Origin of the sequence: Massilia alkalitolerans DSM 17462, from assembly GCF_000427785.1 — a bacterium.
Classification (GTDB): Bacteria; Pseudomonadota; Gammaproteobacteria; order Burkholderiales; family Burkholderiaceae_D; genus Telluria; species Telluria alkalitolerans.
In genome coordinates this window covers 20,183-39,847 of record NZ_ATYR01000031.1, presented here as the reverse complement: position 1 = coordinate 39,847, position 19,665 = coordinate 20,183, and the positions used below count along the sequence as shown (strand labels likewise).

The window sequence follows — 19,665 nt, the reverse complement described above, 5'->3', positions numbered from 1 at the left end:
CTCAATGCTTTCTCAGGGCTTCTTCAGGGAGTCGCGGATGTCGCGCAGCAGCAGGATCTCTTCCTTCTCCGCCGCCGTCGGCGCCTCGACCGGGCCGCGCAGGCGGTTCACGACGCGCACCATCTGGAAGATGACAAAGGCGAGCAGGATGAAGTTCAGCAGAATGGTGAGGAAGTTGCCGTAGGCGAGCACGGCACCGGCCTTTTGCGCCTCGGCCAGCGGCAGCGCGGTACTCTGGCCATTCAGGGGCAGGTAGTAATTCGAGAAATCGAGGCCGCCAAACAACATACTGATCGGCGGCATGATGACATCCTTGACCAGCGAATCGACGATGCGGCCGAAGGCGCCGCCGATGATCACGCCGACCGCAAGATCGACGACGTTGCCACGCATGGCGAAGGTTTTGAACTCTCCCATCATTGACATGTTTGTTCCCCTTAGGTTGTTATTGAGTCATGCGATTTCATGATACCCCAAGCGCAAATGCTGCGGATGCACACACAGGTTTGTGGTCTAAACAGGAGGGTCAATTCCGCACGTATGTGTCCGCTTGATAATTTTTTTCCAATCGGTATTGCCGTTCACATATAATTTTGTGTTGCTGGAAGCTCTTTATTGATTCTTAAGATTCGTATTTTCACGGAGTGGGGTTGGTATGAGTAATGAAAAGCAGGTCGATTCAGGCCGACGCGGACTGCTCGTCGCGACATGCGCTGCAGGCGGCGTCGTCGGGGTGTCCACGGCGGGAGTTCTTGTGAGTACCTTCCAGCCGTCGGAGCGGGCGAAAGCCGCCGGCGCCCCGGTCGAGGTCGACATCTCCGACGTCAAGCCAGGCGATATGAAGGTGGTGGAGTGGCGCGGCAAGCCAGTCTGGATCCTGCGCCGCACCCCCGAGATGATGGCCACCCTCGAGAAGGACACGGCCGAACTGGCCGACCCGAACTCCGAAAAAGAATACCAGCTGCCGACGCCGGAATACGCCAGGAACCCCTGGCGCGCGCGCGAAGACCACAAGGAAGTGCTGGTCACGGTCGGCATCTGTTCCCACCTCGGCTGCTCGCCGTCCTCGCGCCTCGCGTCCGGCCCCCAGCCGAACTTGCCCGACAACTGGCCGGGCGGCTTCCTGTGCCCCTGCCACGGCTCGACCTTCGACCTGTCGGCGCGCGTCTTCCGCAACAAGCCGGCGCCGACCAACATGGACGTCCCGCCGTACATGTACCTCTCCGATAACAAGCTGATCATCGGCAAAGACGAGAAAGGCGAGGCATAACATGGGCGGCCCATTCAAAGAAACCCAAGTCCCGGCCAACGCGGGCGCAGGCGCCAAAGCCCTGGCCTGGGTCGACGACCGCTTCCCGCTGTCGAAGCTGTGGAACGACCAGTGGGGCAAGTACTACGCCCCCAAGAACTTCAACGTCTGGTACCTGTTCGGTTCGCTCGCCATGCTGGTGCTGGTGCTGCAGATCGTCACCGGCATCTTCCTGACCATGCACTACAAGCCGGACGCCAACCTGGCCTTCGGCTCGGTCGAATACATCATGCGCGAAGTGCCCTGGGGCTGGCTGGTGCGCTACATGCACTCCACCGGCGCCTCGATGTTCTTCATCGTGGTCTACCTGCACATGGCGCGCGGCCTGATGTACGGCTCCTACCGCAAGCCGCGCGAGCTGATCTGGCTGTTCGGCTTCGGCATCTTCCTGTGCCTGATGGCCGAAGCCTTCTTCGGCTACCTGCTGCCGTGGGGCCAGATGTCGTACTGGGGCGCCCAGGTGATCGTCAACCTGTTTGGCGCGATCCCCGTGATCGGCCCGGACCTGTCGCTGTGGATCCGCGGCGACTACGTCGTGTCGGACGCCACCCTGAACCGCTTCTTCGCCTTCCACGTCATCGCCCTGCCGCTGGTGATCCTGGGCCTGGTGGCAGCGCACCTGATCGCGCTGCACGAAGTCGGCTCGAACAACCCGGACGGCATCGAGATCAAGGACAACCTCGGTCCGGACGGCCACCCGGTGGACGGCATCCCGTCGCACCCCTACTACTCGACCAAGGACTTCTTCGGCGTGGCGGTGTTCCTGACCATCTTCTCGGCGGTCGTGTTCTTCGCGCCTGAAATGGGCGGCTACTTCCTGGAGTACAACAACTTCCTGCCGGCCGACCCGATGAAGACCCCGCCGCACATCGCGCCGACCTGGTACTTCACCCCGTTCTACTCGGTGCTGCGCGCCACCACCGCCGACTTCATGTACGTGCTGATGGCCGCGATCGCCGCCTATGTCGTGTTCATCTGGCTCAAGTCGCGCCTGGCCTACAAGACCAAGATCGCCGTGGCCGTGATCGGCCTGGTCCTGATCGTCGGCATGCTGCCGCAGGTGCTGGATGCGAAGTTCTGGGGCGTGGTGCTGTTCGGTTCGTCGGTGGTGATCATCGCCTTCCTGCCGTGGCTCGACCACTCGCCGGCGCGCTCGATCCGCTACCGTCCGGACTGGCACAAGTACGTGTACATCCTGTTCGGGCTGTGCTTCGTGGCCCTGGGCTACCTGGGCACCCAGCTGCCGACGCCGGCCTACACCATCATCTCGCAAGTGGCGACCCTGCTGTACTTTGCGTTCTTCCTGTTGATGCCGTGGTGGAGCACGATGGGCCGGTTCAAGCCGGTCCCGAATCGCCTGACCTATTCGGCACACTAATCACGGACCAAAGGACAGACACATGAAATTTGCGAAGAAACTGATCGCGGTCCTGGCCCTGGTGCCGGGACTGGCATTCGCCGCGGAAGGCGGCTTCCCGCTCGAGCCGGCACCGGAGCGCAGCGACCTGGCCTCGCTGCAGAACGGCGCCAAGCTGTTCGTGAACCACTGCCTGAACTGCCACTCGGCATCCGCCATGCGCTACAACCGCCTGCGCGATATTGGCCTGACCGAAGAGCAGATCAAGAACAATCTGTTGTTTTCACAAGACAAGGTTGGCGGCATGATGACCACGGCCATGCGCCCGGACGACGCCAAGACCTGGTTCGGCGCCGTGCCGCCGGATTTGTCGGTGATGGCGCGCGCGAAAGCCTCGCCTTCGGGCACCGGCGCGGACTACCTGTACACCTACCTGCGCACCTTCTACAAGGACGACGCCCGCCCGACCGGCTGGAACAACATGGTGGTGCCGAACGTGGCCATGCCGCACGTGATGTGGCAGGAGCAGGGCGTGCGCCAGGCGAAGTTCCAGGACGTGCCTGACCCGCACGAAGCCGGCAAGACCCTGCACAAGTTCGTCGGTTTCGAAGCGGTACAACCGGGCACGATGACCCAGCAGGAGTTCGACACCGCCACCGCCGATCTGGTTGCCTACCTGGTGTGGATGGCTGAGCCAGCGCAAGACACGCGCAAGAAGTTGGGGGTTATCGTGTTGCTGTTCATGACAGGATTTGCCTTCCTAGCTTGGCTTTTAAACAAATCCTACTGGAAAGAAGTGAAGTAAATTCGCTTTCATTGCCCGGTTGGCTATAATACGGGCAATCATTTTTCGGGGTGAATCGCTAGGCGCTTCACCCCATTGTTTCTTAAGGAACTATAAACCATGATGGTTCTCTACTCCGGCACTACGTGCCCGTTCTCCCAACGCTGCCGCCTGGTCCTGTTCGAAAAGGGCATGGACTTCGAGGTGCGCGACGTCGACCTGTTCAACAAGCCGGAAGACATCTCGACCATGAACCCCTACGGCCAGGTGCCGATCCTGGTCGAGCGCGAACTGATCCTGTATGAGTCGAACATCATCAACGAGTACATCGACGAGCGCTTCCCGCACCCGCAGCTGATGCCGGCCGACCCGCTGATGCGCGCCCGTGCCCGCCTGATGCTGTTCAACTTCGAGAAGGAACTGTTCGTCCACGTGCACACGCTGGAAAGCGAGCGCAACAAGACGAACGACAAGAGCCACGACAAGGCCCGTTCGGAAATCCGCGACCGCCTGACCACGCTGGCCCCGCTGTTCCTGAAGAACAAGTACATGCTGGGCGACGAGTTCTCGATGCTGGACGTCGCGATCGCCCCGCTGCTCTGGCGCCTGGACCACTACGGCATCGAGCTGTCGAAGACCGCGGCCCCGCTGATGAAGTACGCCGAGCGCATCTTCTCGCGTCCGGCCTACATCGAGGCGCTGACGCCGTCCGAGAAGGTGATGCGCCGCTGATGTTGGCTGCGGGCGTGTTTGCGCGCCCGCATCAATCGTCACTCGATTCCGCATCTCGATTCGATACGCGCCGGTTTCGGACGCCGCCCAGGCGAATCCGGTAAACTGGCGCGGTCAGGTATAGCTTTTTTTATCACATCCATGTCAGAGATCTCCACCAAGCCCTACCTGCTGCGCGCCATCTACGAGTGGTGCACGGACAGCGGCTACACGCCCTACCTCGCGGTCAAGGTCGACGCCGCCACCACGGTGCCGATGGAATACGTCCGCAAAGGCGAGATCATCCTGAACATCAGCTACGGCGCCACCTCGGGCCTGAAGATGGACAATGACGCGATCCACTTCCGGGCGCGCTTCAATGGCGTCTCGCGCGAGCTGTACATTCCGGTGCAGAACGTGCTGGCGATTTACGCGAACGAGAATGGCCAGGGCATGGCCTTCGAGGTGAACGTGACGGCGTCCGAGATGGCGCCCGCGTCTGCCGAGGAAGCTTCTGCGCCGTCGCTGTCGGCGGTGCCGGCCAAGGGGGCGGAGACGCCGGCGGCTGAAACCGCTTCCACGCCGAGCGATGACGACGAGCCGCCCAAGAAGGGTGGGCGTCCAACGTTGACACGCATCAAATAGCGTATAATCGTTGTTCCAAGATTAAGCCGACTTAGCTCATCAGGTAGAGCAGTTGATTTGAATACGTACCTCCCAAGCCTGTTGCGTTTGCTTCCGGCCTGGGCTAGCATCGTCCTAGTTGTCCTATGAGAATATCTCATGGGACTCATCTAGCGAGGATGCGGGTATGGGTACGTCGAAGTGCTGTTCAAATCAGGAGCTCGACTCTTCTTCGTTGCGATGGCCTGCCATCGCTTCCCATCTCCCCTTCTTCAACCGCTTAAGCGTCTGTGGCCCTAGGCTCCTGGTAGCTTGCTGCTTCACGCCAGTGCCTCGCGCAACTGTTAAAGCCTTTGAGCGAGCCGCATCTTGCATGTCTTGCTTGGGTAGCAGGCAGCTCCAAGCGTCGAAACGAGTGCGTTTTCCCTTAGCGAGCTTCGAACCCCTCTCTTACCCGGACAATGCATGCCATCGCTTGGCCAACTCCGTCTTGGTTGCCTAGCCCTATGCCAATCGTCCGCACAGACGCGCTGCCTAGTCACGTCGTCACAGAGTCGTCGCCCCTTCCTCGACCGCGGTACTGGTCGACCGTTTGGTCGCTATACGAAGGCCAGAATTGGGCTGAAAATACTCTGACCCAGCGCCTTCGCCACCTCGACCGCTTCTATCTCTACTGTGATAAGAAGTTCGGTCATCACGCTCTCGACAATGCATTTGGCGACAAAGAGGCGAACCGATTACGCAGCATTTTCGATGACTTCTTCGTCGCGCTCACGACAAAGGTCCCCAAAACCACTACAGACGTTGCGTGCTGGGACTCTGTAAGCAGCTTCTTCCATTTCTTCGCTAATCACTGGGCCGTAGGTGACCAGCAATGGCGTTCCCTCCAAAAGGTAATTCCGCAGCCAGGCGCTATTCGCGTCTCAACCAAAGGTAGGGTGAAATTTACCCGGGCGCTACCTGACGCCTCCCTCAGGGATTTGCTTGCGATAGCCGAGCCTGGCGCCGAGAGAAATCCCTACGCAACGCCTGCCGTTCAGGTCAGAAATTGGCTGCTCGTTCTCCTTATGCTGCTCTGTGGTCTAAGAAGGGGCGAAACATTGTTACTCACTCTCGACTCACTCAAGCAAGAACTGAACATGGAGACGGGTGAAATTCAGTATTGGCTCAATGTTACCGATACCCCTGAAGAGGACGATACTTATGTCGATACCCGCGCCACGCGACCTAGCATTAAAACACATGCATCACACCGACACGTGCCTATTTCAGAAGAGTTAGCGCTGTTAATAGAACGCTATATTTCAGAATATCGCGTGGACAGCAGGGAACACCGTTTTTTGATTACATCGAACACTGGCAATCCACTTTCTGCCGAGTCGGTGGGCAAAGTATTGCGCAAATTTTCGCTTGCGATTAATCCTGAAGCACTGAAACAGTTTCGCCAACGAACAAACAAAAAGGTCATTTCTTCGCACGACCTCAGGCATACCTGTGCATGCGTCAGGTATGTAATGTTTCTGTCGGACGTAGATAAGGATAGAACGTTGGCCAGAATGAGGGTTTTCTTTGGCTGGGACGTAAATTCGAATATGCCCGATACCTATGCGCGCGCCGCCATTCAGGATGACGTCAAGAACTCAGTAGCGAAGACTTTCGACGCAATGCTTGAGACTTTCCGGGGAATGAAATGAGTCTTGATAATCTACTTAGCGGCGGCAGTACACTAAACACCAATCCATTACATTGGGATTGGCCCAACGTGCCGCGAACGTTCACACTCCGTGACAAATACACGGATGGGTTAGCTAACGTCTCATCTGGTGAACCGATTCCCGCTGACGAAGATACGCTTGCATCATGGACCGTCGTATTGGGTGAGCCTACGTGGACAGTATCCGTTCAAGGGGTGAAAAGAAAATTTAATTTCTTATCCGGCGAACTTGGTATATTTCAGCAGAAACTTGTTCTCTTAACGCAAGTACAGGCTGCACCGTCATCGTTCTACAAGTTCGCCTCCACCCTGCTGCGGCACTGGAACGTGTATGTTGAAATGCTGCAGACGGACCCGGCAGTCATCAAATTATTCTGGGACGCAAAAATACTTACCATTGACCTTGCTAAAGCTGGAAAATCCATCTTGAAGCTGGCAGCTAAACACTCGCTCGGTCCTTGGGACGTCACGCATAAAAATTTAGTAAAAGGACTTAGCACCAGGGCGAACGGTACTGTAGCGGCTCAGAAGGACAAGCTTGCAAAACGCTCAAAGCTGCTAGAGCCTTCTAGCCAGGCTGACATCGTACGCTTATTGGACGAAAAAGGCGGCGCCGACGACCTGCTTGAATGGCAAATCGAAGGGTTAGCAGCTCTAGCTCTAGGATTCCAGCACGGGATTCGTCCGGTCCAAATACTGACTCTTATGACGAATCACGTCCAGCTTCTTGATGAGAGCGAGGGTCAAGTTGCCTGCATTATCTCATTTCATGAGGCCAAAAAGAAGAACACGGGAGAAATCAAAGAAATTTCCAGGCAGCTTAAGCCAGAATGGGCTCCATTAGTCTTCAAATTATTAGACGCGGCGGCCGCTGCCGGTCGCACTAGATTGTTTGCAACGACAGACAGTGAAAAACTTTGGAGATACACAAAGAAAGTAGGCAAGCAATTTGGAATTTCAATCCAGTACAACTACTACAAATTGCGACATACTGGCGGACAGACTTTAGCCGATGCCGGTCACGGTCGCCACGATATCAGTAATTACTTGGGGCAATCACATCCGAACTCTGCGACTCCCTATATCCGGTCAACCAGAAAACAGGCCCATTTTATCAACAAGGCTTTAGGGACATCCAAACTTTACTCTACAATTGAGTCGATTGCTACTGGAGAATACGTCACAAGAGAACAGTTGGAAGCAGCACATGAAGACAAGCAGATTGCTGGAATTGTTGGCGACAGGTTAATTGCGGGGATTGGATTATGCGCTAGCGGACAAGGGTCCTGTGTCTACGACCCGGTTATGTCCTGTTACAACTGCAAAAAATATATGCCTGTGCTCGACCCTAACGTGCATAAAGAGGCAATTGCAGGAATGCGAGAGCAGGTAATCGTCTTCATCAGAGCTGGTGGTAACAAGGAAAATCCAGCTTACTTGCAGTTGAATACTGCTATAGCCGGGGCCCAAAAAGCACTCGTCATTTCACAACAAAATGCGACTCCAGCATGAGAAAAGCTTCAAGTCAAACTATTAACTCGCGAGCTCCGGCAGGTTATCAACGCTTTATAGAGCAAGGGCGGAAACTTGTCGCCGAAAAAGGTTTGTCATGGGAAATTATTCATGATGAGAACGGAAACGTTAGGGCTTGTGATAGTTGGGACCTGCGAGAATTAACGTCGAATAACGAGCGCCATGCTGCTCGCCTGAACAGTTTCGCTATCAACAATGAAGTGCGTGAAAAAGCGCTTTCCGCCGGATGGCCGGAGGTTTTGTTACCGCCTGACTTGGTATTAAGCGAAGCAATTCAAGACTTTTTGAAAGCACTAGTGGCGCAACGGGCCTCAGAAGGAATAATTCCAAGAAATGTTCGGAATGAGTTCTCTTTGCTGAGGAATTTTTTTTCAAGTACGAACAAATTTCCATGGCAACTCAATTCTGAAGACTTAAACAGATATTTAGAGCTGGTTCCAAAAAACGATAAGGTTACTGCCAGCATAGCAGTTCTTGCTAACGTCATTAACTCGAATTTGCTTTCCGCACATGTGCCTCTCGTTTATCGAGACAAAAAAGAAGTCAATGCTTTTTTGAGCACTATGCTAGGCGCAAGAAAAGGTGAGGAAAAGCTTCCGGATGTCGATGCGTTACACGAAATGGTGCGAATCGTGTTCCAAGAAGCGCCGATTGGACATCAACATAAAATTCGATTTGGGATTGCTCGCCTCGTGACCCTAACTGGCTTGAGGTTAAACGAGATAATTTTGCTTCCTGCCGACTGCTTACAGTGGGAGGACCATGTTGATATCGTTACCGGGAAGGCGGCTGGTGAGGTTGGAGGCATCAGCCGTTCTCTGAGGCTCAAATATTTTGGAGAAAAAAGGCGAAAGAAGGGCTCTAAAGTCCTAGTTGAGGATTTTCAGTGGGTCCCCGCGCGCTTCGAAGAGCTCGTAGCGTCAACGGTATCGGGCATTCTGGAAGCAACGCAGCCACTTAGGGATGCGCTGAAGACCCGCTCAGGTTCAAAGCGTATATATAAAACTGCTTCGGGAGAGGAGCTTTCTTTAGCTGATTTCCTGTTCCTGGTAATTCATGGTGGTCGCGGTGAACTACCAGGCGTCATTCCTGAGACTGAAAAAATTGAAATTGCCGCACAATCTTCTTTTGCAGCTTTCTTGAGCACCGATAAAGGGAAAGACACAATTTTCACTAAATACAGTACTCTCCCAAACAAATCCAACCTCTTCGTCCTGTCGCATTCTTTACGTCATTTGATGAATACTGAGCTCTTCCGACAGGGTGTACCGGACACTGTTATCACTCAGCATTTCGGCCGCCAGTCGGTAGCACAGAGCTACGTGTACGACCACCGGAGTCTGGCTGAGCGTTTAAAAGATGTTGAAATTCCAGAAAAAGCGGCCAAGCTCATCGTGCCGGGAACGCCGCAGGAGACCGTTGCGAAGATGGTTTTGTCCGATTTGTTCGGCGGAAGTCCCATAGCTGTGGCGTTCAAGAAGATACAAAGCGAGAGTGGTGATGAGGCCGCTTTCATGTATTTGGCGCAAAATAGTGACGGGTTTCACGCAACACCCTATGGCTTTTGTATAACGAGCTTTGCTGTAAACCCATGTGTTCGGCACCTCAAGTGTTTTGATAACTGTCGCCACTACCTTCCGAGCGGTATGAAGGAGCATCGAATCTCGTTGGAATCACTTCGAGCCAATCTTCGAGTGATGAGGGACACTGCGGCAGCCAAGCCTCTCACTTCGACAGGGCGCAAGAACCAAGTTGCACATGCTGAGCGTTTGATTTCCGGTATTGACATCGCCTTGGCTGCGCAGCCAAATGTACCCTTGTTCAACGATGGCCCTGACCACTCAAAGCCTGCGAAGGACCTATTCAAATGAAGCCGAAGCTTGACTCGTCGAACCTTGAACTGTCGAGGGTGTTAGATGCCTTGTTAGCTGCAGATATTGACATCACTGCACGAGAGGTTTCTCGCCACCATGCTAGCCTGCGCAACGCGTCGGCCTTTACCAGAGACCCCGACCGTATGGAGATGATAACGAACTATCAGGACCGCCAAACGCAGCTTCGCAGTGCGCTTAACCCTCACTTCGTACAGTCACAGTCTTTGAGCGACAAGCTGGCTCAAGCGAAGGACGCCAACGACATGCTCGGCATCCAGGTCAAAGCTTTGATAGCGTCACACGCAGCGTGTATTCGGGCCGTAATGACAGCAGGCGGATTGAACGCGTTGGAGCGCTTCTGGCATGACTACAAAGCGATTGGTGAGGCCGTACGTCCCGTTGCTATGCCGTCCGAACGAGCAGCAGTGATTGACTTGAAGACGTCCAGGCAGCGCTCGCCTAGCAAGAAGAGTGAATGATGCACACGCCAAGCCCAAGTGCTTCCTGTTGTCGTGGACAATAGAGTATACTAGAAGACAGTGCCGGGTTAGCTCAGTGGTAGAGCAACCGCCTTGAACATACGAGTGCCCTGCTGGAAACGGCAGGAGTAGAACCCTTCAAATTCGGGGAACGCTAAAGCCATTTTGGCTATGCCAATCCCGAGCCAAGCTTGCTTATGCAGGAAGGTGTAGAGACTAGACGGAGGGGGCCTAAGGTGTTGCTATGGCTAAGGGATAGTCCAGACCACAAACGAAAGGCGGCGAAAGCCGTAGTGGTAAGGTAAGCGGTAGGTCGTCTGTTCAATCCAGACACTCGGCACCATGTTTTGCTTCACGTCAAATCACCATGTAGTGACCATCGCCTGTCACTAGCGCTTCGGTTACATAAAACTCCCACCACCGCCGTGGGTTATTGAGCGCTTTCTCTGTCTCTCAATCCGGATATGAGTATCTGCTCCCGATTTCGCAAACATCCTACTTACAGACCGTCTGTTGCAGTGAAGGCTTCCAACAACTAGATGTGCTGAGCAGGAAACTTCTCAAAGCGCCCCGATACGCACACCCAGCTGGACTGCCCTCCTCAGCCCTACTCACGGCGCCGGGGGCGGAGGCGGAGGCACTTTCGCCAGGGGATGATGGAAGAAGTGCTGCTTCAGCGCGTCAGCGATGGCCTTCTCTCTCCCCTTCGTAGCGAGTGTGAGAATATCTCTTCCAGCGCGCCAGCTGATAGGGGTTTTGGTTCGATGAGCCTGCTCTCGCGTTAGATAGGCCAATGCATCGGGCTCGATTTCGCCTGATGTCCACAGCTCGAACGATACTGCGGCTTCGCGGTTTCCTGCCCTGATGTGCGAGAGGAACGTAGGCAGCCTGCGGACCCACTCTTGTGCTTCCTCGAGCGACAGTGTGCCACCTGGCTCTTTGCCTTTGCACTCAATAGCAACGCAGTCCGACTGTTGATTGGTGAATTTCAAGATGTCGATGTCAGCAACTTTTCCTGTTCCTATGTCCGTAGCCTTTACGCCCATGTTGATGGACTGGGCGTCCCGTCGTATGAGGTAGGCGCACAGGAGCTCGAACAACACACCTCGCAGGTTGCCGGCCGTGCCCTCGATATCGCTCAGGTCGTCAATCAGTTTCGCAATACGTTCCGGAGGCGCACTGGCGGCAAACGCAGCCGTGTTCCTGAGCGTTTGCGCGAGCGTTTGAAGGGCATTGCCGGCACGCAGGCCGAACAATTCCTTCGGGGTGGCAAGTGACACACCGGCCGCATGGCCCGCAGTGTACGCAGCCCCGGTAAAGCCGTCCGCTATCAAGAATGCGAATACCCCGCTTCCACTACGCTTGAGCATAGCGTTTACCAGGGCGACTTTTCTCAGGAAATAGTGGATTTGATGTTCGTCCAGGATAGCTGCGGAAAACACGTCCGCAACCACAAACCCGGGTTGCTTTCCTCCTGAGCGAACGGGTAGCAGGTAGCTAGGACCCGCCAGGTCGAACAAGAAGCCGCATACCGGCTGCCTGGTTTCCTCGGTTCTAATCGCGATGGAGTTGTACGACGCGAGCCCTAGTTTTCGAATCCACTCACGCACGGCATTGAGAACAATGGTTTCTGTAAGCTGTCGTGCATGGTGGCCGTTACGGTCCGATGAACCCAGGGCTTGCTGGGCGAAGCCATAAAACGTTTCGTTACCGCTTCCTGCGAACTGAGCAATAGCTCCCGCCTTGATGAGGCGCTCAGCCATGCTGTTGGCCATCAGCTGCCCGCGGGTACCCATTCCGGAGGTGCCGCCGATGACTGCAAATTCGCTGGTGAGCACCATGCCACCTCGAGCCGTCAGGGCGTCCAGCGTTGCTCCAAATCCCGATTTGCTCGCTCGCATTGCATCCAAAAATCGCGTCCAGAACCGCTCAGTTTTCCGGTCGTCGACGTGATAGATGAAGCTCTCGCCCTTGGGAAGCAAATGTATGGGGAAACGGTGCAAAGGCGCGCGCAGTCTTGACAGGCGTTTGCGTGCCGCCTCGGGCTTGAGTTTGAGCTCATCAACTAGCCACTGTGCGACGACCGATGAACGAGACGGGCCGTGCCGCTCCAGGAAATTTGAAATGGTCGTCATGATGTCACACTGCGTAATTCATTAATTTTACTACCCCTGTCCCGTCATTTTCGTCATACTCAGAGAAAACATGATTGTTTTCAGTTACTTACAAAGCGAAAAACGCAGTCGAAAAATTTTAGCTGTCCGGGCCCAGGTCCAGACCGCCACCTCCGCAGGGATTTTAGAGCACCTGGTTCGAGCAATCAGCGTAAATTTCGACGACTAGGCAATCACGCAGGTGGCTGCCTTAACGCGGAAGCCGTGCTGCAACTCTCAACACTAAACCAATCTTCTGTAGCATTGACATCACTTCATCCTTAGGCACGCCCCACTCTTCGAGGATTTCGCCACATTCAAGTGGATTGTCTGGTCGACTGAACTGAGAAATGCTACTGAGTAGCGCGCTCAAGTAAGGGGCATGTGCCGAGTCTGCCAGGATACTCGCTGTTTCATCAGCAACCTCATCCCATTTCGGCCAGCTCGCCCGCCATATCCAGCGTTCCGCGAGCGGTCGTTCTGAAGCTGTCGCGGTGTCTAACGTCAGTCTCGTGGCGGCAGCTAATACGACGGGGTGATTTTTCAACCCCACCGCTGGGCGCTCCGCCCGTGCAGGTGGCTCCAGTTCGCCATGAACGACGTTATAGCCTTGGCTTTCGTATGGGTTGTACGGAAGCTTTTTCAGAAAGCCACAGGCACTGAGGTAGCCGAGGTAGCGGCGGACCTCAGCGTGTACAACAGCGGCGGAGTTGTTGCCGATGTCAAATCGTTCGCATACCCACTGCACAACAGAAGTCTGCTTGAGCTCGAAACCATTGTTCGCTTTCCGAAAAATGAAGCGGCTAAAGAGCGCCGCCTGCCAAATCATCGCTGGCTCAGCGATTGGACTGGCGCCGTCGCTCTCTTTGCGTAGGTAGTAGGGCCAGCGCCCTACAATTCCCAAACGTTTGCGCAAATCACGTTCCTTGTCCTCAAGCGAAGTCTCGCGATAGCGACGGGTAGCGGCCTCCCGCCGGCGACGCTCATCGTCAAGCTTTCGCTGTCGGGCTGCTTGTCGCTCCTGCTCAGCAGCTTGTTTCGCACGATGTTCGCTGTTGGCTTGTTCTATTCGAGAGGCCAGGAGTGCCCCCAAACGCTGCCGCTCTTCATCCTCACCGGGAAGATACAGCCACGATTTATAGGCTGTTTCGCGGAGCACTCGCTCTTCAACAGCGTCGAATCCCGTCGAGACGTCTAAGTCTGAGAGGTCTACCTCGATGGCAGGTAACTTAAGCTGCGCAAGCTTACGCCGCTTGTCATCGTCGACTTGATGACGGAAGTACATTTCAACCAGAAGCTTACGGTCACCTCTGTATCCGATGACATCGGGACGAATACCGTCTGTCCATACTTCAGCACTAGTACGCTCGAAGCGAACTGCACGTTCTTCCGAGAGCGTGCTCGACTCTTGTAATGTCAAACCAGAAATCGCCTGGCTGGACACAACAACGTACGCACCTGGCAAGCGCAGCCAATTTTGCTCAAGCAGGACTTGTTTTGCAGCTGCGTGAATGGCGGACTCTGCACAAGAGTCACCGATTTCGACATTGTGGTGTGCAAAGTGCCAACGCTTCTTCGTTCCCTTCTTTGCCACCAGGATGGCGCCGCAACCCACGCAATTGCATCGACAAGCAAGACCGGCATCGACGTCGGCCGGCGCGTACATCCGGCCATTTCGAAGTCCAAAACCTGTTTGAGTCGAATCGGAGTTGCTTGCTTTTACGTTCACCATAACTGTTCCGCAGGCGCGTTCCCTGGTATGACGTACCGATTTCAGGTCATAAGAGGTCTCACGGCGAGAAGGCAGCTCACTGTAGCCCGGTACCTCGGCAATTGTGCAACAAGCTGTTGCACAAATCGAGCGTTAGTCAACTACCGGGAGGTGCGCGAGCTGCGCGCAAACCTTTCCTACCTCTGTGTCGGCAATGGACTCAAACCTGGCTTGTCGTACGCGGCGTTACTTCGCCAGCTCGGTGAAGCTTCACGAAGAATTTACACCGACTCGCCTGCCCAAAGTTGCGCGATTTCACTGCCTGTTAGCTGATACCGTTGCCGGTGTCGCATAATACTTGGAAGCGAGTTTACTTACAGGTGTGTTAAATGAAAAAACTACTCCGATATATAGAAACGACGAAGGGTCGCAACAAAATCATCGACGTTTTGAGCACCTTTACTCTTGTCGGTGGTGTAACACTCAGCGCAGTCCTCCTTGCTGCCAAATTTCTTTAATGCCGTCGACTTACCCGTAGTTTGTCAACTATGAACAACGGGCGCACCCAGACTAAGCTGCTGACCAAGCAGTCTGCCCGCAGATTGTATGTAGCCGATGACCTCAGGTCGCAACCAGGATGGCACTAAAAGCTGTTCTTGGCCAAGAAAACGAGCCATCGCGAACAACGTATCGACCCGCGGGTCGATAGTGCCGGCCTCCACGTGCTGACTTGCAATCAACCATTGCTCGAAGCACTCTCGCTCATATTCTGCAAGATGCCGCACTCTTGCACCAGATGCGGCTCTTCGCATTGGTGGCGCAACCTCATCAATTGCTGCTCCAGGCTCTGGAGCTTTTGCATTTGAACCCGGATAAGTTCAATGTGATGGTCAAGCAAGTCATTTACGCCCTTGCATCCGCTGGTCGGCTGCGCCTGGAGCTCTAGGAGCACGCGGATATCAGGGAGTCCCATCTGTAAAGACCGGCAATGACGGATGAACTGAAGCCGCTCCAGGTGGGCCGGGAGGTACTGCCGATAACCGGAGTCGGTACGTGACGGGTCTGGCAGTAGCCCTACCTTTTCGTAGTATCGAACGGTCTCGACATCGCATCCAGTTTGTTTAGCTAATTCTCCGATGCGCATACGTCCTCCAAAATTGCTTGACCCCGTAGGGGCTACAGGGTTTCTAATGCAAGCATACTAGATTTTGAAGGTGCTGATATGAACCCCGAAAGTAGCAAATCTTGCTGTTCACAAGCCCTTGCCGACGCTCCCGAAGCGTTGGACTCACCAATACCTGTGCAAACAGAAATGCACGCTAACCCAACGGGTCAGACGCCATCATGCTGCGCGTGCGATAGCACGAGTCCAAACCGACGAGGCGAGTTGCCGCCAACGGCGAATATTGCCCGGGTTGCGGAAGAACGTCCCGAGAGCTCGGCAGCAGCATGTTGTGCAAAAGCGAGTAGCGCTCCGCCCCCTGGTGGAGTGACTATGGCGCCTGCAGGGGCAGACGTAACGCGCTACCGTATTTCCAACATGGACTGCCCTACTGAAGAGCGGCTCATCCGTAACAAGGTGGAGCCGATAAAGGGCGTTCTTCGACTGAACTTTAACCTCATGAGTAGAACGCTTACAGTCCACCATGAGCTCAAAAGCACAGACACCCTTGCCACTGCCTTACGGTCGGTCGGAATGAATGCGGAGCTAGTGGACGAAACTGCGGCGACTCCTGGTAACGATGGCGCGTCGGCGGGCCTCACGACGAGTCAAAAATTCTTGTTAGCAGTCTCTGGATTCACCGCAGCCGCTGCGGAAGCGTTCGCCTGGACAACGCACACGGACTCCTCTCCCCTCGTGATAGCCTTGGCCCTTATTTCCATCGCCACAGGTGGCATACCGACTCTCAGGAAAGGGCTAATAGCACTTCGAACCCTGACTCTTGATATTAATTTTCTGATGAGCCTCGCGGTCATCGGCGCGGTCGTAATCGGTCAGTGGCCAGAGGCCGCAATGGTTGTCTTCCTTTTCGCTGTCGCCGAGCTAATCGAAGGCCTATCGCTCACTAGGGCCAGAAACGCCGTCCATAGTCTGCTTAAGCTAGCACCTGACGTGGCCAACCTTCGGTCACCTACCGGTGAACTGCGCGAAGTACCTGTCGAAGCGGTACAAGTCGGCGATATCCTTCTAGTGAAGCCTGGTGACCGCATCTCGCTCGATGGCATCGTCCAGGCCGGCGAGTCTTCGGTAAACCAGGCACCTATTACCGGCGAAAGCGTACCTGTCGACAAAGCAGCCGGTGACCAGGTGTTTGCCGGCACCATCAATGAGCGAGGAGTCCTGGAAGTCAAGGCGACGTCGGACAGCCGAAACAGCACCCTTGCCAAAATCGTTCGAGTAATCGAGGAAACGCAGAGTAATCAGGCGCCGACCCAGCGTTTTGTCGACGTCTTCGCACGGTACTACACTCCTGCTGTGGTCCTCTTGGCGTTGTCGGTCGCGCTAGTTCCGCCTTTGGTATTTGGCGGAGAATTTGCCCCATGGCTCTACAGGGCCCTAGTGCTCTTGGTCATCGCCTGCCCTTGTGCCCTGGTCATCTCCACGCCGGTGACTATCGTGAGCGGCCTCACTGCTGCAACAAGGATGGGCATCTTGGTGAAAGGTGGCCAGTTCCTTGAAACCGGCTACAGACTTCGGGCTATTGCTGTAGACAAAACGGGCACCCTTACGACCGGCCGGCCGAAAGTTACCGAAGTAGCTACGATGTCGTCCCTATCAAGCGAAGACGTTCTGCGTATTGCCGGTAGTCTGGACATAAATTCGTCACATCCCTTGGCGAGTGCAATTGTCGCTGCCTCCGTGTCAAGTGGCGCACCGATGCCCGTAATGTCCTTTGAATCCCTGCCAGGACGTGGAGTCCAGGGCACCATCAGCGGAGTGGCATACCACTTGGGTAACCAGCGCTTGATAAGGGAGCTGGGCCTCCTCACTCCCGCAGTAGAGCAAGTTCTTGCCACACTTGAGGAGCAAGGGCAGACGACAGTCCTTTTGGCCAATGTCGCCTCAGTTCTGGGGGTGATTGCAGTGGCTGACTCAGTTCGCCCGGAAGCTACACTGGCCATCGGCCGGTTAAAGCAGATGGGCGTTACCACTGTAATGCTCACTGGCGATAACGAGCGAACGGCACAGCATGTGGCAAAGCTTACGGGAATTAGCACGGTTCTCGCGCAGCTTCTTCCAGAGCAGAAGCTACAAGAAGTGGAAGGACTTCAGAGACAATTCGGCATGGTCGGCATGCTCGGCGACGGCATCAACGATGCTCCAGCGTTGGCCAAGGCAGATATCGGGTTTGCCATGGGTGCTGCTGGCAGCGATACCGCCATTGAGACCGCTGACGTCGCGCTCATGAATGACGACCTGACAAAGCTCGCTACATTTGTATCCCTCAGCCGCTCAACCCATGCGATTCTGATTCAGAACATAGTGCTTGCGCTCGGCATCAAAAGCGTCTTTTTTGCTCTTGCGCTAACTGGTTCTGCGACATTGTGGATGGCCGTGTTCGCTGATGTCGGGGCAAGCTTATTGGTCGTTTTCAACGGACTGCGCCTACTGAAATCTAGCAGAGCACCGTCATAGACCACGCCGATATTGTGAGCCCACACTTCGTCTTAACCATACTTATGCTATCGTCCGCAACGTGAAAAGATTTCTCCTCATACTGTTGATGCTCGTACTGCCTGCCCAGTATTCCTGGTCAGCCGCTGCCTCGTATTGCCAGCATGAGACCGGAGCTACTCTGCATTTTGGGCACCATGCGCACGAGCATGAGGAGAAGCTCGGCGCGGCCGACGACGACGGAGAGATGGAGAAAGCACACGCAGACTGCGAGTATTGCCACCTCTTCTCGCATGCCTTTTTCACAAGTACCCCTGACGAACCTGCCAATCCTGAGGCGCGCCGTCATGCAGCACTCAGAACGCTGAACTACTCATCACATATCCCAGAGGGCCCCTCAAAGCCCGATTGGCATCTCGTCGCCTAGCAGCGACGAGACTCCCTCCGTTAGTCCCTAACAAGGGGTCCCGTCGAATTTCGTCCAAATTTCGGAGAATTCGATGTATCGACCAATCATTCCGCTTCTTGCGGTGGCATTGAGCTGTCCAGCTCTTGCCCAAATAACGGCGCACCCGGCTGCGCAGCTCGGGCATACGATGCCTTCAAGTGTTGCCAGCCAAACGCGTGAAGCCTCTGACCCGTTATCTCTACAAGCCGCGCTTCGCTTGGCACTCCAGGCGAACCCTGAACTTCGCGCAGCCGAACATGAGGTCCTGGCCGTAGAGGCGGCGACCATGCAGGCCCGAACCCTGCCCAACCCAACTCTTGAGATTAGAGTCGAGGATACCAGGCGCGAAACCAGAGAAACTACTGTTCAGCTCAGCCAACCGCTTGAACTGGGCGGGAGACGTGCTAGTCGTATGAACGCAGCTGAACGGGCCCAAGACGCGGCACTGGCTGACCTTCGCGTCAGGCGCGCTGCAGTGCAGGCCGACGTCATTACGGCATTCATGAACACGGTAGCGGCCCAGGAGCGTTTGCGACTTTCCCAAGAATCGCAAGACGTTGCCGACAAAGTGACGACTGCGGTCTCTAAACGCGTGCAAGCAGGTAAAGCCTCACCGGTAGAGGAAACCCGGGCCCGTGTCGCACAATCGTATGTTCGTCTCGAGGTCTCTAAAGCGCAGAGTGAACTAAACAACGCGCGGCTTGCCTTGGCCTCTACTTGGAAAAACCGCTCTCCGCAATTCCAGCATGCCGTTGGTACGGTATCCAATCTTCCCGAGCTTCCAAGCTGGGACGTTCTAGCTGCTAAGTTCTCGTCCTTGCCTAGAGTAGTCCGCGCTCGTGTCGAGGTGGCCCGTCGCGAGGCCCTCGTCGCAGTTGAACAGAGTCGGCGTATTCCTGACGTCGCCATTACGGCTGGCGTAAAGCGGTCAGCTGAGCCGGGTCGAAATCAGGCAGTCTTTGGCCTCTCGGTACCTCTACCGCTATTCGATAGGAATCGTGGAAACGTCCTTGAAGCACTGCGTCGAACAGATGTTGCAAAGGATGAGTTCGAAGCTGCCGAGACCAAGACCTACACCGACCTTGCCCAAGCGTATGAACGGCTGCGCGTGTCTCGTCATGAGGCTCAGGCACTCGCCTCCGACATTCTTCCAGGTGCCCAAAGCGCATATGACGCAGCCGTTAAGGGATTTGAGTTTGGCAAGTTCGCATATTTCGATGTGTTAGATGCTCAGCGTACTCTTATCCAATCGAAAGCGGATTACCTGCGTGCTTTCTCTGAATCGCATCGTGCCGCCGCGGACATCACACGTATTACCGGCGTAGACACGCCGAACATCGAACACTAAGAGA

16 protein-coding genes are annotated in these 19,665 nt (G+C 55.2%); 12 read left to right on the top strand and 4 right to left on the bottom strand.

Going from position 1 to position 19,665, the window contains the following annotated elements; translation table 11 throughout:
* Nucleotides 1-12: 12 nt before the first annotated feature.
* Complete coding sequence (gene mscL, locus YWC_RS0122935; RefSeq protein ID WP_027867485.1) at nucleotides 13-426, bottom strand: large conductance mechanosensitive channel protein MscL; 414 nt, start codon at nucleotides 424-426, stop codon at nucleotides 13-15.
* A gap of 229 nt (nucleotides 427-655) precedes the next feature.
* On the opposite strand from mscL, the gene petA reads away from it, so the two are divergent.
* From petA to YWC_RS0122895, 9 genes are all read left to right on the top strand, one after another.
* Nucleotides 656-1,270 (top strand): ubiquinol-cytochrome c reductase iron-sulfur subunit, encoded by a 615-nt coding sequence (petA, locus tag YWC_RS0122930; protein ID WP_027867484.1) that lies wholly within the window; start codon nucleotides 656-658, stop codon nucleotides 1,268-1,270.
* A 1-nt stretch (nucleotide 1,271) separates the two neighbouring features.
* Nucleotides 1,272-2,687, top strand: coding sequence for a cytochrome b (locus YWC_RS0122925; RefSeq protein WP_027867483.1), 1,416 nt, complete (start codon nucleotides 1,272-1,274; stop codon nucleotides 2,685-2,687).
* Between the two features lie 22 nt (nucleotides 2,688-2,709).
* A complete protein-coding gene (locus YWC_RS0122920; protein ID WP_027867482.1) occupies nucleotides 2,710-3,471 on the top strand; it encodes a cytochrome c1 in 762 nt (253 codons plus the stop codon).
* Nucleotides 3,472-3,570: 99 nt separating this feature from the next.
* Nucleotides 3,571-4,182: a glutathione S-transferase N-terminal domain-containing protein gene (locus YWC_RS0122915; protein WP_026354566.1), complete on the top strand. Its 612-nt coding sequence runs from the start codon at nucleotides 3,571-3,573 to the stop codon at nucleotides 4,180-4,182.
* Between the two features lie 141 nt (nucleotides 4,183-4,323).
* Nucleotides 4,324-4,806 (top strand): ClpXP protease specificity-enhancing factor, encoded by a 483-nt coding sequence (locus tag YWC_RS0122910; protein ID WP_027867481.1) that lies wholly within the window; start codon nucleotides 4,324-4,326, stop codon nucleotides 4,804-4,806.
* A gap of 485 nt (nucleotides 4,807-5,291) precedes the next feature.
* Complete coding sequence (locus YWC_RS30480) at nucleotides 5,292-6,479, top strand: tyrosine-type recombinase/integrase (RefSeq protein WP_084416545.1); 1,188 nt, start codon at nucleotides 5,292-5,294, stop codon at nucleotides 6,477-6,479.
* Complete coding sequence (locus tag YWC_RS33055) at nucleotides 6,476-8,011, top strand: site-specific integrase (protein ID WP_156923852.1); 1,536 nt, start codon at nucleotides 6,476-6,478, stop codon at nucleotides 8,009-8,011. The genes YWC_RS30480 and YWC_RS33055 overlap by 4 nt, the downstream gene beginning before the upstream one ends.
* Nucleotides 8,008-9,903: a tyrosine-type recombinase/integrase gene (locus tag YWC_RS33050; protein WP_156923851.1), complete on the top strand. Its 1,896-nt coding sequence runs from the start codon at nucleotides 8,008-8,010 to the stop codon at nucleotides 9,901-9,903. The genes YWC_RS33055 and YWC_RS33050 overlap by 4 nt, the downstream gene beginning before the upstream one ends.
* Nucleotides 9,900-10,385 carry a hypothetical protein gene (locus YWC_RS0122895; protein WP_027867479.1) on the top strand — a complete coding sequence of 162 codons (486 nt, stop codon included), beginning with the start codon at nucleotides 9,900-9,902 and terminating at the stop codon, nucleotides 10,383-10,385. Before YWC_RS33050 ends, YWC_RS0122895 begins: the two co-directional genes overlap by 4 nt.
* A 611-nt stretch (nucleotides 10,386-10,996) precedes the next feature.
* Here the strand turns inward: YWC_RS0122895 and YWC_RS0122890 are convergent.
* The 3 genes from YWC_RS0122890 to cadR all read right to left on the bottom strand — a co-directional run bounded on the left by YWC_RS0122890 (nucleotide 10,997) and on the right by cadR (nucleotide 15,393).
* Nucleotides 10,997-12,520: a hypothetical protein gene (locus YWC_RS0122890; RefSeq protein ID WP_027867478.1), complete on the bottom strand. Its 1,524-nt coding sequence runs from the start codon at nucleotides 12,518-12,520 to the stop codon at nucleotides 10,997-10,999.
* Between the two features lie 229 nt (nucleotides 12,521-12,749).
* Nucleotides 12,750-14,270 (bottom strand): competence protein CoiA family protein, encoded by a 1,521-nt coding sequence (locus tag YWC_RS33045; protein ID WP_156923850.1) that lies wholly within the window; start codon nucleotides 14,268-14,270, stop codon nucleotides 12,750-12,752.
* A 715-nt stretch (nucleotides 14,271-14,985) separates the two neighbouring features.
* Nucleotides 14,986-15,393: a Cd(II)/Pb(II)-responsive transcriptional regulator gene (gene cadR, locus YWC_RS0122880; RefSeq protein WP_027867476.1), complete on the bottom strand. Its 408-nt coding sequence runs from the start codon at nucleotides 15,391-15,393 to the stop codon at nucleotides 14,986-14,988.
* A gap of 351 nt (nucleotides 15,394-15,744) precedes the next feature.
* On the opposite strand from cadR, the gene YWC_RS30470 reads away from it, so the two are divergent.
* The 3 genes from YWC_RS30470 to YWC_RS32295 all read left to right on the top strand — a co-directional run bounded on the left by YWC_RS30470 (nucleotide 15,745) and on the right by YWC_RS32295 (nucleotide 19,661).
* Nucleotides 15,745-17,886 (top strand): heavy metal translocating P-type ATPase, encoded by a 2,142-nt coding sequence (locus YWC_RS30470; RefSeq protein ID WP_036215586.1) that lies wholly within the window; start codon nucleotides 15,745-15,747, stop codon nucleotides 17,884-17,886.
* 61 nt (nucleotides 17,887-17,947) lie between these two features.
* A complete protein-coding gene (gene czcI / locus YWC_RS32300) occupies nucleotides 17,948-18,292 on the top strand; it encodes a cation efflux protein, CzcI family (protein ID WP_084416543.1) in 345 nt (114 codons plus the stop codon).
* Nucleotides 18,293-18,365: 73 nt separating this feature from the next.
* On the top strand, nucleotides 18,366-19,661 hold the full coding sequence (locus YWC_RS32295) for a TolC family protein (RefSeq protein ID WP_084416542.1): 1,296 nt from the start codon (nucleotides 18,366-18,368) through the stop codon (nucleotides 19,659-19,661).
* Nucleotides 19,662-19,665: the final 4 nt, after the last annotated feature.

Excerpts from the sequence above, each read along its gene's own strand:
- mscL (WP_027867485.1), bottom strand. The coding sequence starts at position 426 with ATGTCAATGATGGGAGAGTTCAAAACCTTCGCCATGCGTGGCAACGTC.
- petA (WP_027867484.1), top strand. The coding sequence starts at position 656 with ATGAGTAATGAAAAGCAGGTCGATTCAGGCCGACGCGGACTGCTCGTC.
- YWC_RS0122925 (WP_027867483.1), top strand. The coding sequence starts at position 1,272 with ATGGGCGGCCCATTCAAAGAAACCCAAGTCCCGGCCAACGCGGGCGCA.
- YWC_RS0122920 (WP_027867482.1), top strand. The coding sequence starts at position 2,710 with ATGAAATTTGCGAAGAAACTGATCGCGGTCCTGGCCCTGGTGCCGGGA.
- YWC_RS0122915 (WP_026354566.1), top strand. The coding sequence starts at position 3,571 with ATGATGGTTCTCTACTCCGGCACTACGTGCCCGTTCTCCCAACGCTGC.
- YWC_RS0122910 (WP_027867481.1), top strand. The coding sequence starts at position 4,324 with ATGTCAGAGATCTCCACCAAGCCCTACCTGCTGCGCGCCATCTACGAG.
- YWC_RS30480 (WP_084416545.1), top strand. The coding sequence starts at position 5,292 with ATGCCAATCGTCCGCACAGACGCGCTGCCTAGTCACGTCGTCACAGAG.
- YWC_RS33055 (WP_156923852.1), top strand. The coding sequence starts at position 6,476 with ATGAGTCTTGATAATCTACTTAGCGGCGGCAGTACACTAAACACCAAT.
- YWC_RS33050 (WP_156923851.1), top strand. The coding sequence starts at position 8,008 with ATGAGAAAAGCTTCAAGTCAAACTATTAACTCGCGAGCTCCGGCAGGT.
- YWC_RS0122895 (WP_027867479.1), top strand. The coding sequence starts at position 9,900 with ATGAAGCCGAAGCTTGACTCGTCGAACCTTGAACTGTCGAGGGTGTTA.
- YWC_RS0122890 (WP_027867478.1), bottom strand. The coding sequence starts at position 12,520 with ATGACGACCATTTCAAATTTCCTGGAGCGGCACGGCCCGTCTCGTTCA.
- YWC_RS33045 (WP_156923850.1), bottom strand. The coding sequence starts at position 14,270 with ATGGTGAACGTAAAAGCAAGCAACTCCGATTCGACTCAAACAGGTTTT.
- cadR (WP_027867476.1), bottom strand. The coding sequence starts at position 15,393 with ATGCGCATCGGAGAATTAGCTAAACAAACTGGATGCGATGTCGAGACC.
- YWC_RS30470 (WP_036215586.1), top strand. The coding sequence starts at position 15,745 with ATGGCGCCTGCAGGGGCAGACGTAACGCGCTACCGTATTTCCAACATG.
- YWC_RS32295 (WP_084416542.1), top strand. The coding sequence starts at position 18,366 with ATGTATCGACCAATCATTCCGCTTCTTGCGGTGGCATTGAGCTGTCCA.